This window comes from Paraburkholderia acidicola, from assembly GCF_002362315.1.
GTDB classification, from domain to species: Bacteria; Pseudomonadota; Gammaproteobacteria; order Burkholderiales; family Burkholderiaceae; genus Paraburkholderia; species Paraburkholderia acidicola.
In genome coordinates this window covers 244,011-261,792 of the sequence record NZ_MTZV01000006.1, presented here as the reverse complement: position 1 = coordinate 261,792, position 17,782 = coordinate 244,011, and the positions used below count along the sequence as shown (strand labels likewise).

At 62.5% G+C, this 17,782-nt stretch carries 13 protein-coding genes; 12 read left to right on the top strand and 1 reads right to left on the bottom strand.

Going from position 1 to position 17,782, the window contains the following annotated elements:
• The first annotated feature begins 253 nt into the window (after window positions 1-253).
• From BWP39_RS20165 to BWP39_RS20150, 4 genes are all read left to right on the top strand, one after another.
• Window positions 254-1,363, top strand: a complete 1,110-nt coding sequence (locus tag BWP39_RS20165; RefSeq protein ID WP_407944801.1) for a GlxA family transcriptional regulator — start codon at window positions 254-256, stop codon at window positions 1,361-1,363.
• A 276-nt stretch (window positions 1,364-1,639) separates the two neighbouring features.
• On the top strand, window positions 1,640-4,189 hold the full coding sequence (locus BWP39_RS20160; protein ID WP_096723420.1) for an adenosylcobalamin-dependent ribonucleoside-diphosphate reductase: 2,550 nt from the start codon (window positions 1,640-1,642) through the stop codon (window positions 4,187-4,189).
• Between the two features lie 211 nt (window positions 4,190-4,400).
• Window positions 4,401-4,649: a hypothetical protein gene (locus BWP39_RS20155; protein ID WP_096723418.1), complete on the top strand. Its 249-nt coding sequence runs from the start codon at window positions 4,401-4,403 to the stop codon at window positions 4,647-4,649.
• A 43-nt stretch (window positions 4,650-4,692) separates the two neighbouring features.
• Window positions 4,693-5,100 carry an HrpB1 family type III secretion system apparatus protein gene (locus BWP39_RS20150; RefSeq protein WP_096723416.1) on the top strand — a complete coding sequence of 136 codons (408 nt, stop codon included), beginning with the start codon at window positions 4,693-4,695 and terminating at the stop codon, window positions 5,098-5,100.
• 154 nt (window positions 5,101-5,254) lie between these two features.
• Here the strand turns inward: BWP39_RS20150 and fdhA are convergent, their stop codons facing one another.
• Window positions 5,255-6,454 (bottom strand): formaldehyde dehydrogenase, glutathione-independent, encoded by a 1,200-nt coding sequence (gene fdhA, locus BWP39_RS20145; RefSeq protein ID WP_091018034.1) that lies wholly within the window; start codon window positions 6,452-6,454, stop codon window positions 5,255-5,257.
• A gap of 277 nt (window positions 6,455-6,731) precedes the next feature.
• Between fdhA and betI the strand changes: the two genes are divergently transcribed.
• The 8 genes from betI to BWP39_RS20105 all read left to right on the top strand — a co-directional run bounded on the left by betI (window position 6,732) and on the right by BWP39_RS20105 (window position 17,630).
• Window positions 6,732-7,319, top strand: coding sequence for a transcriptional regulator BetI (betI, locus tag BWP39_RS20140; RefSeq protein ID WP_096723414.1), 588 nt, complete (start codon window positions 6,732-6,734; stop codon window positions 7,317-7,319).
• 44 nt (window positions 7,320-7,363) lie between these two features.
• Entirely contained in the window at window positions 7,364-8,833 is a 1,470-nt protein-coding gene (betB, locus tag BWP39_RS20135; protein ID WP_096726048.1) for a betaine-aldehyde dehydrogenase, read from the top strand.
• Window positions 8,834-8,844: 11 nt separating this feature from the next.
• The gene (gene betA / locus BWP39_RS20130; RefSeq protein ID WP_096723412.1) at window positions 8,845-10,554 is read left to right on the top strand and encodes a choline dehydrogenase; all 1,710 of its coding nucleotides are present in this window, start codon (window positions 8,845-8,847) and stop codon (window positions 10,552-10,554) included.
• 181 nt (window positions 10,555-10,735) lie between these two features.
• Complete coding sequence (locus tag BWP39_RS20125) at window positions 10,736-12,169, top strand: MFS transporter (RefSeq protein ID WP_096723410.1); 1,434 nt, start codon at window positions 10,736-10,738, stop codon at window positions 12,167-12,169.
• Between the two features lie 246 nt (window positions 12,170-12,415).
• A complete protein-coding gene (locus tag BWP39_RS20120) occupies window positions 12,416-12,814 on the top strand; it encodes a winged helix-turn-helix domain-containing protein (RefSeq protein ID WP_207556984.1) in 399 nt (132 codons plus the stop codon).
• A 704-nt stretch (window positions 12,815-13,518) separates the two neighbouring features.
• Window positions 13,519-14,013 (top strand): RNA polymerase sigma factor, encoded by a 495-nt coding sequence (locus BWP39_RS20115; RefSeq protein WP_096723406.1) that lies wholly within the window; start codon window positions 13,519-13,521, stop codon window positions 14,011-14,013.
• 42 nt (window positions 14,014-14,055) lie between these two features.
• The gene (locus tag BWP39_RS20110; protein WP_096723404.1) at window positions 14,056-15,042 is read left to right on the top strand and encodes a FecR family protein; all 987 of its coding nucleotides are present in this window, start codon (window positions 14,056-14,058) and stop codon (window positions 15,040-15,042) included.
• A gap of 254 nt (window positions 15,043-15,296) precedes the next feature.
• The gene (locus BWP39_RS20105; protein ID WP_096723402.1) at window positions 15,297-17,630 is read left to right on the top strand and encodes a TonB-dependent siderophore receptor; all 2,334 of its coding nucleotides are present in this window, start codon (window positions 15,297-15,299) and stop codon (window positions 17,628-17,630) included.
• Window positions 17,631-17,782: the final 152 nt, after the last annotated feature.

The window sequence follows — 17,782 nt, the reverse complement described above, 5'->3', positions numbered from 1 at the left end:
CAGACGCGTTCTTGGCCTTTTCCGACATCCAGGTCCGTTTTGGACAAGTGGCCCGGTGTGTGGCCCGTCCGTCGGCCGCTCCGGCGTATCAGCATCATTCGTGAGGTTCGATCGTATGCTGCGGCGCAGCGCGATCGCACTCCCGACGTGCGCGGCTCGCCCGCGAACAGTGCCGCCACCGCACTTGCAAGGTGCGGCAAGCTGCCCCCGCCTGGTCCGGCCACGTGTGCCAGCCAGGGTTTAGCCGTATGGCATGCTTGTTGCGCTAGATCTCAGAATAGTGCGGCCGTCCCCCCCACGTCGGCTGCAACACCAGAGATCAGAGTCGAAGGAACACTCGCCCCCCATGTCTCCCGACCGCACCGCGTCGCTGGCGCACTTTGCGTTCATGCCGCTGCCCAACTTCACGATGATCGCCTTCACCAATGCGATCGAAGTGCTGCGCATGGCCAACTACCTGAGCGGGCAAACGCTTTATCGCTGGTCGATCATCAGCCCGGACGGCGGTCTCGTGTCGGCAAGCAACGGTCTTGCCGTCGATACCGCTGCAGCGGAATGTGCGGGCCAGCCCGACATCGTATTTGTTTGCGGCGGCATCGACGTGCAGCGCGAAACCACCCCGGCCCATCTGTCCACGCTGCGTCGCTTCGCGCGTGCTGGTGTCGCGCTCGGCAGTCTGTGCACCGGCACGTATGCGCTCGCCAAATCCGGTCTGCTCGCGGGCTATGCCTGTGCGATCCATTGGGAAAACATGTCGGCGTTGAAGGAAGAGTTTCCCGACACGCGTTTCCTGAAAGAACTGTTCGTCATCGATCGCGACCGCGTGACCTGCACCGGCGGTGTCGCTCCACTCGACATGATGCTGAACCTGATCGCCGCGCGCGTCGGTACGCCGCGCGTCACGCAGATCGCAGAGCAGTTCATCGTCGAGCATGTTCGTGATACCAGTGCACAGCAGCGCATGCCGCTCGTCGCGCGGCTTGGTTCGGCGAACAAGTCGCTGTTCGAAGTGATCGCGCTGATGGAAAACAACATCGAAGAGCCGTTGTCGCGTGAAGAGCTGTCGCGCCTCGCGAACATGTCGCAACGACAACTGCAACGGCTCTTTCGCGAACACCTCGGCATGACGCCGACTCACTACTACCTGACGTTACGCCTGCGCCGTGCGCGCGAACTGCTGCTGCAGACCGACATGTCGATCATGCACATCACGATGGCGTGCGGGTTCCAGTCGGCGTGTCACTTCAGCAAGAGCTACCGCGATGCGTTCGGTACAGCGCCCACGCGCGAACGCCGCAAACAGGTTGCGCCGCTTGCACACGTCATGCCGGGTGTCACAAGTGGGCTGGCGTTGCCGGCCTGATTCTCCTCCGCCTCCTGCACCTTTCCCTGCGATTTCTCCCAAGTCTTTCCGGTCGGTGCTTTGCGCCGCTCCGGTTGGTTGTATGTCATTCGCCGCGACTCGAAGCATCCGCCTGGCCAGTGCTGGCGTGACATCGCCCTGACACCCTTCCCATCTGTTTCCGGGGCACCCGCGCCTCGCGTCCGAAGTGGCCCACACATGGCCAGAAAAAAGCCTCGTATGGCGCTATAGTGAATGATCTCCAGTCCGTCAGCCCTTCGCCCGAGGCAGGAAATCATGGCCGAAAACGACACCGATATCGCCGTGCGCACGCTCTCCGTCGCTGCGCAACAATTCTCGCTCGACGTCCTGCTCGAAAAGTACGCGAAGGGTGACGAACAAAGCGTCGACGACGTTTACCGGCGCGTCGCGCATGGTGTTGCGCAGGCCGAACCGCCCGCGCTGCGCGAAGAGGTCGAAGCACGCTTCGTCGAGAACCTGCAACATGGCGCGCTCGGTGCCGGGCGCATCATGAGCGCCGCTGGCACGGGCATCGCCGCGACGCTGATCAACTGCTTCGTGCAACCGGTCGGCGACAGCATTCAGGGCGTTGACGAAAACGGTCTGCCCGGCATCTACGTGGCACTGCTGCAAGCGGCCGAAACCATGCGCCGCGGCGGCGGCGTCGGCTACAACTTCTCGGCGATCCGCCCCAAGGGCGCGCGCGTTCACACCACCAGTTCGTCGGCATCGGGGCCGTGCAGCTATATCGATGTATTCGACGCATCGTGCCGGACCGTCGAGAGCGCCGGCTCGCGGCGCGGCGCGCAGATGGCGGTACTCGACTGCACGCACCCTGACCTGCCGGAATTCATCGAGGCCAAACATTCGAAGGGACGCTGGAACAACTTCAACGTCTCCGTCGCGGTCACCGACGAATTCATGCAGGCCGTCGAAGCCGATCTGCCGTGGCAACTCGTGCATCGCGCGGAGCCCTCGCCCGCACTGCGCGCGGCTAGCGACCTGCGGCAACGTGAAGACGGTTTGTGGGTGTATGCAGAGAAACGCGCCCGCGAAATCTGGGAGCGCATCATGCGCTCGACCTACGACGTCGCCGAACCTGGTGTCGTGTTCATCTCGCGCATGAACGAGGATAACAACCTGCGCACGCTCGAAACGATCCGCGCAACCAATCCGTGCGGCGAACAACCGCTGCCCGCTTATGGCTGCTGCAATCTCGGCCCGCTCAATCTGACGCGCTTCGTGATCGATCCGTTTGCGCAGATGCGCGGCGGCAAGCCGTCATTCGACTGGGACGAACTCGCCGCGCGCACACGCACGCAGGTGCGTTTTCTCGATGACGTGCTCGACGTAACACTGTGGCCGCTTCCCGAGCAATACGATGAATCGCGCGCTAAGCGCCGCATCGGTGTGGGCTTCACCGGCCTTGGCGACACGCTCGTCATGTTGGGCTTGCGCTACGACCGCGCCGAAGGCCGCGACTTCGCCGCGCGCATCGCGCAACTGATGCGCGACGAGGCGTACCGCGCATCGGTCGAACTCGCGCGCGAGCGCGGCGCGTTTGCGCTGTTCGATGCCGACAGTTATCTCGCCGACGGCACGTTCGCCTCGCGCCTGCCCGACGACATCAAGGCATCGATTCGCCGCGACGGTATCCGCAACAGCCATCTGCTTTCCATCGCGCCGACCGGCACCGTGAGCCTCGCGTTTGCGGACAATGCATCGAATGGCATCGAGCCGGCGTTCTCGTGGACCTATACGCGGATGAAGGTGATGGCCGATGGCAGCCGTGCATCGTTTGCGGTCGAGGATCACGCGTATCGCGTCTATCGTGCGTTCGGCGGCGACGTCGATGCGTTGCCCGACTACTTCGTGAGCGCGCTCGACATGTCCGCGCGCGATCACCTCGACATGATGGCGGCTGTGCAGCCGTACATCGACACGTCGATCTCGAAGACCGTCAACGTCCCCGCCGACTATCCCTTCGATGCGTTTGAAAACCTCTACTTCGATGCGTGGAAAGGCGGTTTGAAGGGACTCGCCACCTACCGGCCCAACGAAACACTCGGTGCGGTACTGAGCGTGGCGCCCCAATCCACCGACGATGCGCTCGCCGAAATCGACGCCGATCCGCTGCGCGTCGCCATCGATCACCGGCCGAAGGGCGAACTGCCCGCGATCATCGAGAAGGTCGAATACCTGACGCAGGTGGGCAAGAAGTCGCTGTATGTCGCGGTGTCGTTCATCGAGGTGACGGGCAGAGTCGGCGGCGAAGACATGACGATCGAGCGGCCGATCGAGTTTTTCATTCCGGTCGGCCAGCGCGACGAATCGCAGCAATGGATCACGGCGACGATGCGTTCGCTGTCGCTTGCGGCGCGCGGCGGTTTCGTGGCGCGCAATCTGCAGGATCTGCGCAAGGTGTCGTGGGATCGCGGCCAGGTGCGGCTCGGCGACGTGCTGCGGCTCGATGGACACCGGACGCCACGCTGGCACGATTCGGAAGTGGCTGCGCTTGCTTATGCGATCCAGCAGATTCTGCATCGACGTGGGTTCCTCGATGCAGAAGGTAATCAGGTACCGACGCGGTTGCTCGCGCGCTTGCCGCGTGGGTATCTTGCTGAGGCTGCGGCGCCTGTGGCTGGCTCCGCTGAACCGGATCATGGTGATAGCGGCAACACTACCGCGTTGCCGGAAGGCGCAGGCCCACTCGAACTGCGCACGATGCTCGGCCGCAAGTGCGATACGTGCGGCGCGAATGCGGTCATTCGTAAGGATGGCTGCGACTTCTGCACGGCGTGTGGGGAAGTGGGGGCGTGCGGGTAGCGGTTTAAACGCCGCTTTTTACGGCAAGTCGCTTGAATCACCCTCTTCGCCTCGACGTCCCGCGTGACGCCGTTGCTTCGCTTTCCCACGCTTCGTTTCGCACGCTGGCGTTTCCGGGCGCATCCTCTCCTCTACAGTGATTGCAGGCACTGAAGCAACCGGTTTCGGTGTAGCTCTTACCCTGTATTAACTTTCAATCCAGGAGAATGATATGAATCTCGGCTCAATTAGTCATGCAGGTGGGCAGTTGCTTAAAAAAACTGGAGAGCATAGCGATGGTCTCGAAGGGGTATCGCACGCCACTGAAACGGCAAAGAACCTGAAAGAGATAATCGGCCCGATCCAGGCAGGCGGTGGCGGCAGCGAAACCGACACGAAAGGCGCATCTCAGTCTCCGGAGGGCGAATCAATCAAGCAACTTCTCGCTCAAGCGTTGTCCACGATGGCAGGAAAAAGTTGAATCCTGATTCGAGTCCGTTTGCGCAATCAACATAAGGAATTTTATGGATCTGCCCCACACCAGCGAGGCCGCCCGGTTGGGGCGGGCCGTAGTTGACGCCATCCTGGCCGACCAGTTGGACGAAGCGGAAAGCCTCCTCCAGCAATTGCACGAGGTCCATCCTGCGTCGAGGGACATGCCGATTTTCCGCGTACTGATGGCGCTTCAGCGCAAAGACGTCCGGGGAGCATGGCAAGTCGTCAATGGCTTGCCGGAGGATCAGAACCCCGAACTGAAAGCGCTGTGCCTGTATCTACTGAACGATCCGATGTGGCATAGCTACGCCACGGCGCTCGAAGACAGTCCCGACCCGCATATCCGTAAGGCAATGTTGGCACTGCTAGGTCGCAAAGAAGAAGCCAGTGTCGTTGAGCCGATGCAGTCCACCATGTTGCATGCTCTGCAGGTCTGACTTCCGGTTCCTCAGCACGGTTTTTCTTTTGGCAAGCGTGGCCCACCCACGCTTTTTTCTTTTCAGGGCTCGCGCAACGCCTGGCCCCGCCGCTTTCCAAACCCTGTGCTGTCCCGCGAGCCGCCTGCCCCCACGCAGGCGGCCCACCACCGCATCAAGCCGCTTTCAGCAACCCATGCGGGTCGATCACGAATTTACGCGGCGCCCCACCATCGAACTTCCGATAACCATCCGGCGCTTCTTCAAGCGAAACAACCGTGACGTTCACGATCTGCGCGATCGGCAGACGGTCCCACAAGATGGCTTGCATCAGATTGCGGTTGTACTTCATCACCGGCGTCTGGCCCGTGTGGAACGAATGCGACTTCGCCCAGCCGAGGCCGAAGCGGATGCTCAGACTACCCCGGCGCGCGGCGGCGTCGGCGGCACCTGGATCGTCTGTCACGTACAGGCCCGGAATGCCGATCGCACCGGCCACGCGCGTGATGTCCATCAGCGAATTCAGCACCGTAGCGGGCGCTTCTTCCTGGCTGCCATGGCTGCCATGGCCGTGCGCCTCGAACCCAACGCAATCGACAGCACAATCCACTTCCGGCTTACCGAGAATCGCCGCAATCTGTTCACCAAGCGTCGCATCGCGCGACAGATCGACCGTTTCGAAGCCGACCGAACGCGCATGCGCAAGACGCTCCTCGTTCATGTCACCGACGATCGTGCACGCCGCACCCAGCAGCCGCGCCGAAGCAGCCGCGGCCATCCCGACCGGGCCCGCACCGGCGATATACACCGTCGCGCCCGGCTTCACACCCGCCATCACCGCACCGTGATAGCCGGTGGGCAAAATATCCGACAGGCAGGTCAGATCGCGGATCTTCGCCATCGCGCGATCGCGATCCGGGAATTTCAGCAGGTTGAAATCGGCATACGGCACGAGCACATATTCCGCCTGCCCGCCGATCCAGCCGCCCATATCCACGTAGCCATACGCACCGCCCGCACGCGACGGGTTCACGTTCAGGCACACGCCGGTGTGCTGCTCCTTACACGTCTGGCAGCGACCGCACGCAACATTGAACGGCACCGACACGAGGTCGCCGACCTTCAGCGTCTCGACATCGCGCCCCACCTCGATCACCTCGCCGGTAATTTCGTGGCCCAGCACGAGACCGACTTCGGCGGTCGTGCGGCCGCGCACCATATGCTGATCCGAGCCGCAGATGTTGGTCGACACGACCTTCAGGATCACACCATGACCGATCGCGCGACCGCGCGGATCGACCATCTTCGGAAAATCGATCGACTGGATTTCGACCTTGCCCTGCCCCAGATACACGACACCGCGATTGCTGCTCATTGTCTCGTCTCCATGTTCGTCTGACGTCACGCATTTCGACACGGCATTCGGCGAACGCCGCTCTTTCGAGCGTAGCCCTTTGGTACCCGCACCCGGTGTATGAAACCCGACATCCGTCTGACTAAAACCGACACGGTCGCTTTTTGCGGTTTTTGTTGATTGAACGGTCAATAAAAAAACGCTAAGCTACGGCTTCCTCGCAGCCTGGCGTCCTCTGACGTCGGGTTCGTGCGGCCTGTTTTTCACGGCTTTTTACGGTTTTTCGGGGTTCAACAGCATGCCCAAGCTCGGAATGCGCGAAGTGCGCCGCGCCCAGCTGATCGACGCGACCCTGCTCACCATCGATCAGGCGGGTCTGTCCGGCACGACGCTCGCTTCAGTGGCGCAGCGCGCCAATATTTCGACGGGGATCGTCAGTCACTATTTCGGCGACAAGGACGGTCTGCTCGAAGCGACGATGCGGCATATCCTGCGCGACCTGTGGGCCGCCACCACGCGTCGGCGCAACGCCGCGAAGACGCAGCCGCGCGCGCGGTTGCGCGCCGTCGTCGCCGCGAATTTCGATGTGTCGCAGGTAAGCGGGCCGGTGATGAAAACCTGGCTCGCGTTCTGGACCGAAAGCATGCACGAGCCCGAGTTGCGCCGTCTGCAACGCGTCAATACACGGCGCCTGTACTCGAACCTGTGCGCGGAATTCGCGAAGGAACTGCCGCGCGGCGCCGCCCGTCGGGCGGCGAGCGGCCTCGCGGCGATGATCGACGGGCTGTGGCTGCGCGGCGCGCTATCCGGCGATCCCTTCGACACCCGGGCCGCACTGCGGCTCGCCAACGATTACATCGACATGTTGCTCGCGCACGAAGCCTGACGCGTTTGCATCGTATCCAGCTCGCATACAAGGAGAACCCCGTCATGACCTCTTACGGCCTGCAACGTCTTTATATCGGCGGCGAATACGTCGACGCCACCAGCGGCGAGACCTTCGATACGTTCGATCCCGCCACCGGTGCCAGGCTCGCTACGGTGCAGCAGGCCAGCGCCGCCGATATCGACCGCGCCGTGCAATCGGCACGCGAAGGCCAGCGCGCGTGGGCCGCGCTCACCGCGATGCAGCGCTCGCGCATCCTGCGTCGCGCCGTCGAGTTGCTGCGCGAGCGCAACGACACGCTCGCCGAACTCGAGATGCACGACACCGGCAAGCCGATCGCCGAAACGCGCGCGGTCGACATCGTGACGGGAGCCGACGTGATCGAGTATTACGCGGGGCTCGCGACCGCGATCGAGGGTCAGCAGATTCCGTTGCGCGCCGAATCGTTTGTCTATACGCGGCGCGAACCGCTCGGTGTCACCGCAGGCATCGGTGCATGGAACTATCCGATCCAGATCGCCTGCTGGAAGTCGGCGCCGGCGCTCGCTGCGGGCAACGCGATGATCTTCAAACCGAGCGAAGTCACACCGCTATCCGCATCGAAGCTCGCGGAAATCTACCTCGAAGCGGGTGTGCCACCCGGCGTCTTCAATGTCGTCCAAGGCGATGGTCGCGTCGGCGCATTGCTCGCCGGGCACGAAGGCATTGCGAAGATTTCGTTCACCGGTGGCGTCGCAACGGGCAAGAAAGTGATGTCGCTGGCCGGTGGCTCGACGCTCAAGGAAGTGACGATGGAACTCGGCGGCAAGTCGCCGCTGATCGTCTTCGAAGACGCCGATCTCGATCGCGCCGCCGATATCGCCGTCACCGCCAACTTCTTCAGCTCGGGCCAGGTCTGCACGAACGGCACGCGCGTGTTCGTGCATCAGTCGGTGCAGAAAGCATTCGAAGCGCGCATCGTCGAACGTGTGAAGCGCATTCGCATCGGCAAGCCGTCTGATCCCGCGACCAACTTCGGCCCGCTCGCGAGCGCCGCGCAACTCGACAAGGTGCTGGGCTACATCGAAAGCGGCAAGCGCGAAGGCGCGCGGCTCGTGGCCGGTGGCGCGCGGATCGTCGACGGCGATTACGCGCAAGGCCAGTACGTACAACCGACCGTGTTCGCCGATTGCCGCGACGACATGCAGATCGTGCGCGAAGAAATCTTCGGGCCCGTGATGAGCCTCTTGAGTTTCGCCGACGAAGAGGAAGTCATCGCGCGCGCCAACGACACGATCTACGGCCTCGGCGCCGGTGTCGTCACCGAGAACCTCTCGCGTGCGCATCGCGTGATTCACCGTCTCGAAGCCGGCATCTGCTGGATCAACACGTGGGGTGAATCGCCGGCGGAAATGCCGGTGGGCGGCTACAAGCAATCGGGCGTCGGCCGCGAGAACGGCATCACGACGCTCGAGCACTACACGCGCATCAAGTCGGTTCAGGTGGAACTCGGCAAGTATCAACCGGTGTTTTGAGGGAGCGTCGCATGGCAGCGAACGAATACGACTACATCGTCATCGGCGCGGGATCAGCGGGCAATGTGCTCGCGACGCGTCTGACCGAAGAACGCGACGTGACGGTGCTGCTGCTCGAAGCAGGCGGCCCCGACTACCGCTTCGATTTCCGCACGCAGATGCCCGCGGCCCTCGCCTATCCGCTGCAGGGACGGCGCTACAACTGGGCGTACGAGACCGACCCGGAACCGCACATGAACAACCGCCGGATGGAATGCGGGCGCGGTAAGGGCTTGGGCGGATCGTCGCTGATCAACGGCATGTGCTATATCCGCGGCAATGCGCTCGACTATGACGGATGGGCGCAACGCAAAGGTCTCGAAGACTGGAGCTATCTCGACTGTCTGCCGTATTTCCGCAAGGCCGAAACGCGCGACGTCGGTGCGAACGATTATCACGGCGGCGACGGCCCCGTTCATGTGACCACCAGCAAGCCCGGCGCGAACCCGCTGTTCGAAGCAATGGTCGAGGCCGGTGTGCAAGCAGGCTACCCGCGCACCGACGATCTGAACGGCTATCAACAGGAAGGCTTCGGCCCGATGGATCGCACGGTCACGGCGCACGGCCGTCGCGCGAGCACGGCGCGCGGCTATCTCGACCAGGCCAGGCAGCGGCCGAACCTGACCATCGTCACGCACGCCACCACCGACCGCATTCTCTTCAGCGGCAAACGCGCTAACGGCGTCGCGTATCTGCACAACGGTGCACCGGTCACCGTGCACGCGCGCCGCGAAGTGCTGCTGTGCGGTGGCGCGATCGCCTCGCCGCAGATCCTGCAGCGCTCGGGCGTCGGTCCCGGCGCATGGCTGCGTGAACTCGATATTCCGGTGGTGCTCGATCTGCCCGGCGTCGGACAGAACTTGCAGGACCACCTCGAGATGTACATGCAGTACGCGTGCAAGGAGCCCGTATCGCTCTATCCCGCGCTGCTGCTGCACAACCAGCCGGCAATCGGACTCGAGTGGTTGCTGAAAGGCACCGGCGTCGGCGCGAGCAATCATTTCGAGGCGGGCGGTTTCATTCGCACGCGCGATGATGACCTGTGGCCGAACATCCAGTATCACTTCCTGCCGGTGGCGATCAACTACAACGGCACGAACGCGATCAAGATGCACGGCTTCCAGGCGCATGTCGGCTCGATGCGCTCACCGAGCCGCGGTCGCGTGAAACTGCGTTCGCGCAATCCACACGAGCATCCGTCGATCCTCTTCAACTACATGGCCGAAGCGCTCGACTGGCGCGAGTTCCGCGACGCGATCCGGATTACGCGCGAGATCATTGCGCAACCGGCGCTCGACCGTTTTCGCGGCGATGAACTGAACCCCGGTGCCAGGCTACAGAGCGATGCGGAGATCGATGCGTTCGTGCGGGCGCGTGCCGAAACGGCCTATCACCCGTCGTGTTCGTGTGCGATGGGCTACGACGACATGGCCGTGGTCGACGATGAAGGTCGCGTGCATGGAATCGACGGACTGCGCGTGGTCGACGCATCGATCATGCCGCTGATCACAACCGGCAACCTGAATGCACCGACCATCATGATCGCCGAGAAAATCGCCGACAAGATTCGCGGGCGGACGGCACTGGCGCGCTCCACTGCGCGGTATTTCGTCGCGAATGGAGCACCTGCGCGGGGCACGGAAGCACACAAGCGTGCAGCGGAGACGATTCACGCGACGTGAAGCGCTGAAGGGCTGACGGGCTGACGGGCTTGCCCTGGGTGACGCCCCCATCCTATCCAGATGCCGCATTCCTTCTATGTCGGCAAATAATGGTCACGTCTACTGAAAGGATCGAGGCCGCGAAGACGTTGGCGGGGTTGCCAGTCCCAGCGCGCCTTCTCACATCCATTCAGAGGATGCCATGTCGACCTCCGCTACTCCCGCTACCCCACGTCCCAGCGCCGCAGCCCGGCTAGAACGTCTACCGTTCTCCGGCTACCACCGCACGATCTTCCTGATCATCGCGATCGCCTTCTTCTTCGATTCCGTCGATCTCGGCACGATGACCTTCGTGCTCGGTTCGATCCGCACGGAGTTCGGACTGTCGAGCGCGGCCGCGGGTCTGGTCGCGAGTGCGAGTTTCTTCGGCATGGTGCTCGGCGCGGCCGTCGCCGGATTGCTCGCGGACCGCTTCGGACGACGCCCCGTGTTTCAGTGGAGCATGGTGTTGTGGGGCCTCGCGTCTTACCTCTGCTCGACGGCACATTCCGTCGACTCGCTGATCGTCTATCGCATCCTGCTCGGCATCGGCATGGGTATGGAGTTTCCGATTGCGCAGACGCTGTTGTCCGAATTCGTACCGACCGCGTCGCGCGGCCGGCTCGTGGCGTTGATGGACGGCTTCTGGCCGCTCGGCTTCATCACGGCGGGTGTCGTGTCGTATTTCGTGCTGCCGCAGTTCGGTTGGCGCACGGTGTTCGCGCTGCTCGCCATTCCCGCGGTGTTTGTCCTGTTCGTCAGGCGCATCGTGCCCGAGTCGCCGCGCTGGCTCGAACATCGCGGCCGTCTGCATCAGGCGGACTCGGTGCTCGTGCAGATCGAAGCGAAAGTGATGAAGTCGAAGGGTCTGACGTCGCTGCCCGCACCGTCGATGCTCGTCGAAGCCGTCGGCCAACGCAGTCGCAGCGCGTTCCGCGAGATCTGGAGCGTCGCCTACCGGCAACGCACGATCATGGTGTGGGCGCTGTGGTTCTTCGCGTTGCTCGGCTTCTACGGCCTGACATCGTGGCTCGGCGCGCTGATGCAGCAGGCCGGCGTTGCAGTGACGAAATCCGTGCTGTACACGGTGCTGATTTCGCTCGGCGGCATCCCGGGGTTTCTCTGCGCGGCATGGCTGGTCGAACGCTGGGGTCGCAAACCGACCTGTATTGCTTCCCTGATCGGCGGTGGCGCGATGGCGTATCTGTATGGCCAGGCCGCGTTGCACGCCGAGGGCGTCACGCTGCTCATCTGTTCCGGCCTGCTGATGCAGTTTTTCCTGTTCGGCATGTGGGCCGTGCTCTACACCTACACGCCCGAGCTGTACGGTACCGGTGCCCGCGCGACCGGCTCCGGTTTCGCGTCGGCGATCGGCCGGATCGGTTCGCTGATCGGACCGTATGCGGTCGGTGTCGTGCTGCCGGTGTTCGGTCAGGGCGGCGTGTTTACGCTCGGCGCGCTATCGTTCGTGGTGGCTGCCCTTGCCGTGTGGGTGCTTGGCATCGAAACGAAGGGACTCGCGCTTGAATCGTTGGCGTCGGAGACACGCGTGGATGGTGTGGCTGCCTATCGCGTGGCGGTCGACGAGGTGCGCTGAGTGTTCGCACACGCCGCACACGCGGGCAGGGTCAAAGCTAAGGGTATACGCGAATTCGCAGACCCAGCCGCACTACGGGTCGCTCACGCGTCCTGCATGCTATACCTATCAGATCCTCACATCCGATAAGAATAATTGCGCCCTCCGCGCTGGTCCGACTTTTTCAACCGTTCGTCTTTACCCTTGGCGAGGCCATGAAAGCGGACGAGCTTCGGTCGCGACGCCGTATATCGCATCGGACGGGCAATGAGCATGGATCAGCAGTATCTGCGCACGGATCACAGCATCCCGACGCACAGCAGCAGCGATATCCCCCATCGGATTTCGATCGATACCGATCGATCCGCCCCTGAACCCCGGGCGACGCATACCGCGTCGGTTGCGACGCGCGTGTCGGCGTGGCAACCGGATTTCGCCCTCCTGCGCGGCAATATTCGTATCGCGCTGGCCGATCAGATCGAGCAGGCGGTGCGCCTCGGCGTACTGCGTCCTGGCGATCTGTTCCGCCCGCAACGCGAAATCGCCGACGCGCTCGGGTTTCATCGCAACACCATTAACGCGGCATTCCGGGAAGCGGCACGCCGGGGTCTCGTCCGTGGCAGCAAGCGCCGCGGGACGGTCGTGTTGCCGCTCGACGAGGGCTGAGCCCGCGTAGTACGCGGTTATCGCACCACAGTCATCTCGCGTCGACGCCACCCGTGCGTCGCGCTTCGCATCGCCTGGCCTGTACGCGCAGGCGTGCACCATCGCGTATTCCATCTCGCCCGCCAGTAGACATACTGGCGGCGCGCATCTCGCGCTCACCGCACCCACCGCGTTAGCCATACCGATCGACGCGTCGCGAACTCGCCGCCGCACCACGTCATCGCATCGTCACGCGACGCGTTGATCGACAGACCGGCATGCAACAAATAGTTTTGTCGATTTTTGTGTGTTGCGCGACGCCACTCGATACGACAATTCGCTGCCGAAACGTTAATTTGTTAAATACGCTTCATCGCCGGAAACATATAAGCTAATAACCGGCAATGCGCCGTCGCGCAAAAGCACGCAAAACTTCGGCAATGTCGCCGAATTTCACTAAACATCGCAGGCCGGTTTTATCCGCAACGAATCGCCGCGCATCGAGCCCCTTACTTCACATCCGATGGCCCGCTACACGCACGCTCGCCGCAGCGCAAGCATGTAGACAGTCCTGTCTGGACGCCGCTTGACACTGCAAATCTGGCCGGGTAAAAGTTGGTAACATTCGGCAGGACGTGGTAATTAAAGCGGTGATACGAGGCAGCATGTCAAACCGCCCTTCCTTTCTATAAACTCGCGCTTCGTCGCACTCGCCTGGAGTTAACTTGGCTAAGGGGCTTTTCGATGAACTGGTCAGCGGCTATCACGAGTTAAAACGGGTGCTGACACGCGAGCTGGATACGGATAATGCCGCTGATGTCGCGCAATCGTCGTTTGAGCGGGCACTGCGTTATGCGCAAAGTCATGAAGTACACTCGCCGCGCGGTTTGCTGTTCGGTATTGCACGTAATCTGCAGATCGACGGCGGCCGGCGCTTCGCCCGCGTATCGTGGCAGTCGGTCGACGAGGTCGAAGACGATATCGACCGGCTGGCGTGTTCGGAGGTGACGCCCGAGCGTTCGCTGGCGGGCCGTCAGGCCGTCGACCAGCTATGCGATATCATCGACGCTTTACCACCCCGTTGCCGGGAAGCCTTTGTCCTGTGCAAACTGCATCACATGACTTATGAAGAAGCCGCCGATGAAATGGGCATCAGCCCCACGGTCATCCGCAAATATCTGGTGCAAGCGTTGCGCGAGTGCCGTGTCGTGCTCGCCTAGCACGCGGCCAGCCACGCTCGTATCTTGGGAATCGTCCGGCCCATGCCGCTGAGTCAGCCAGAACGCGACACCGCTGACGATCTGTTCGCCTCCGCGAAGTTCGGCGATATCGCACAGCAAAAGTCAGCGCAGACCGCCCTCGATACATGGACCGGCGGGGATGCCGAACGTCTTGCGCATATCGCGGGTCTCGAAGCCGCCAACCGGGCGGTCGAGATCAACGTCGGGACCCTGCGCAACCGCTATCCGCGTCACATCGAAAGCCGCGTGCCGGCTGCCTCTGCCACGATCGCACGTGCGCCGGGTCTGTCGCGCTTCTGGCCCGGCATTGCGATGGCCTGCTGCGCGATGGTCGCGGCGGCCACGTGGGTCATCAATCCGGTGCTGTCGCATCAGACCAGTTCTTCCGCGGTCGGTCAGCAACTCGCCTTCGATCTCGACGACGGAAGCCGCGTCCTGCTCAACACCGATACTGCAGTTCATTTCGTCAACCGGCTTCATTCGCGCGAACTGACGCTGGAAAAAGGCGAAGCGATGTTCTCGGTCGTGCATAGCAGCGTGCGGCCGTTCCACGTGTATGCCGGCACTGCCGATATCCGCGACGTCGGTACGCAGTTCAGCGTGCGTCTGCTGCCAACCGGCGTGAGTGTCGCGGTACTTGAAGGCCGCGTATCGGTGACGCCATCCGCCGACACACCGCCCGCCCTGCTCACAGCCAATGAAGCGCTCCGCACCGACGGCGCGACGATGGTTCCGGTCAATGGACCGCAGGCGGTCAACGCGATGCTGAGCTGGAAAGACCAGCGGCTCGATTTCGACAATACGAGCATCGTCGATGTCATCGGGGATCTACAGCGCTATCGGCGCAAACCCATCGTGCTGGCCGACAACAAGGCAGGCAAGTTTCGCGTGAGCGGCGGCTTCTCGATCGCCGATCCGGAACAGTTGCTCAAGACACTGCCTTCCGTGGCGCCGGTGACGATTACCATGAAGCCGGATGGCACAGCCGTCATTGCATCGCGCCACTAGCCCGCAACGGCAGCCAGAAAACAGCGTTTGCAACGTTCGTCACAGCAGGACAACCGATGTTATCTCGTCATCTGTCGCGCGCTCGCTGCTCAGGCGCCCCGGCACGTGACGTGGTTATTCGAAGCCGCTCTAACGGCTTCTTCGTTCAGGATGAGTCCTCTTTCCGGGCCGGCTCAATCCTGGCACCTCTCGCAACCCTGGCTTCACACTTTTATCGTGCGTGCCGCATGCAACGTAGATCGCCTGGACCTTGAATGAGAACGAGCTGGACAAGCAAGGCACGCGCGCAATATCGGCTGGCAACGCTCGCGGGTATGCTGGGTACGCTCGGCATGGCAAGCCTGGTTGTCCACGCGCAGACGGTGATCGCCCTGCCGGCACAGGCGCTCTCGCTCTCGCTCTCGCAACTGGCCCGTGAAGGCGCGGTCAACATCCTCGCGCCGTCGGAGCTGACCGCCAATCACAACGCGCCCGCGCTGTCGGGCAAGCTGACCGTCTCCGAAGCGCTGCACCGCCTGCTGGAAGGCACCCAGCTCACCGTGCAGCAGCGCGACGAGAAGACCTACATCATTCACGGGCCGCCCGCCGAGGCCGAAGCATTGACGATCCGCCCGAGCGATGTCGTCACCGTCCTGCCCCCGGTGATGGTCAATGGCACGAACGCGACGAACGACCTCGGCTTTGCCGCGCAATCCAGCTCCCTGGCAACGCGCACCGACACACCGATCATCCAGATCCCGCAGTCCATCGCCGTCGTCACGCAGGACACGCTCGCCAGCCAGCAGGACCAGTCGGTGCGGGACGTGCTGCGCAATATCAGCAGCATCACGATCGATCGCGTGGCGAGCTACAGCGTGCAGGGTTTGCCTTACATCCGCGGATACGCCGCGCCCGTGCTGTTGAACGGACTGCCGGTCGCGTTGAGCCAGTCCGACATTCCGCTGTCCCTGCCCCCTGTAGCCGTGTCGCGCGTCGAAGTGCTCAAGGGCGCGGATTCGATTCTTGCGGGAAGCATGGACGCGGGCGGGCTCGTCAATATCGTCACGAAACGTCCGCAGGCCGACCCCGTGCGGCGTCTCACCGTGCAGGCCGGTTCATATGGCGACTGGTTGACCTCGCTCGATCTGGCCGGTGCGATCACGGACGACAAAAAACTGACGTATCGATTCGTGATGTCCGGAGAGCGCGCGGGCCAGGATTCGATCGGCTACGACGGCAAGCGCAATTTCTATGTCGCGCCATCGATCGGCTGGCACGACGCGCAGACCACGCTCGTGGTGGGACTGGAACAGAACTCGGACCGGGAACCGTTTGCGCCGAACTCGCTGCTGCTGCCGACTGGCCCAATGAAACTGTCGTCCCCGCTGGGTCGCGCGGATGACCGCTACATGATCAACGACACGGCGCTGTACTACGACTACACGCGCAAGCTCACGAGTTCGCTGACGTTCCACAGCAAGGCGCGATACGACGCGTCGAGCCAGAACTCACGGGAGTACCTCATCATGGGGTTAACTTCCGCTGGCGGGACCTTCCTGCCGCAAACCAACCAGATCCAGCAGGATCAGATCAGCGTCGACAACAACCTGCAGTTCAAGACTCGCACGGGGCCGATCACGCATACGCTGCTTGGCGGTTTCGCGTGGTCGTCGGACCGCTATGCCCAGACGCTCGGAAGCGGGACATCGGTCACCACGTCCATACCGGTGCCGCCGTTGCCACCGGTCGCGATATCGAGCGTCAACAAGACTCCTGTGCAGCGAGATTCGCTCACGACCCTGTACGTACAGGATCAGATGGCATGGGGACCGCTCCATGTGCTGGTCAATCTGGGGCGCAGCCAGGTCTGGACCACCCACGATGCCGCCGGGATTCCTTCCGAACGCGCGACCAACTGGTCCCCCAGCATCGGCGTTGCCTACCAGTTGACTGACAGCCTCACCCTCTTTGCGAACACGACGCATAGCTTCCTGCCGCAGTACACGTTTCCTACTTTTAACGGCAGCGTCCCCCAGCCCAGAATCGGCCACTCGATCGATGCCGGTGTGAAGTTCAGTCTCCTCGACGATCATCTGACGGGGACCGTTGCGCTGTTTCGCAGCAAGGAATCCAACGCGCTACAAAGCGACTTCAATCATCCGGGCTTCTATGCCGTCGTCCCGGATATCGCCTATCGCGGCGTCGAATTCGACATCACGGGCCGTCTGTTGCCCGGCTGGAATGTCATCGCGAGCTATACGTATAGCAATGCGCAGGCCCCCAACGGCGAAGTCGGACAACTGCCCGCCCACGTTGCAAGCCTGTGGACGACCTATGACTTCCAGAATGCGTTCCTGCATGGCTGGGGCGCAGGGATCGGGGTGTGGGCTCGCGCTCACTACAACGCAGTCGATTCTTCTGGGTACCTGTATCCGCAATCCGGTCAGACACGCACCGATGTGAGCGTCTATTACCACGCCAAACGCTGGACGGCGACGCTTAGCGCAAAGAACATTTTCAACCGGGCGCTGTATGACGACTACGCGGATCAACGCCTCGAGCAACAGTCCGGCCGCCTGTTCTTTCTGAGCGGCACGTACGACTTCTAACTCGCTCGTGTAGCAGCTTGCCGGTCATGAGCGCCGTGTTGACGGTTTCGTGATCGCGAATCCTCTTTCTGCTGGTTCTTTCCTCTGCCTCGTTCGTCTTTAACAACAACGGACTCCGGAATATCGCGAGTTTCTATCGCGTTATTCGCGCT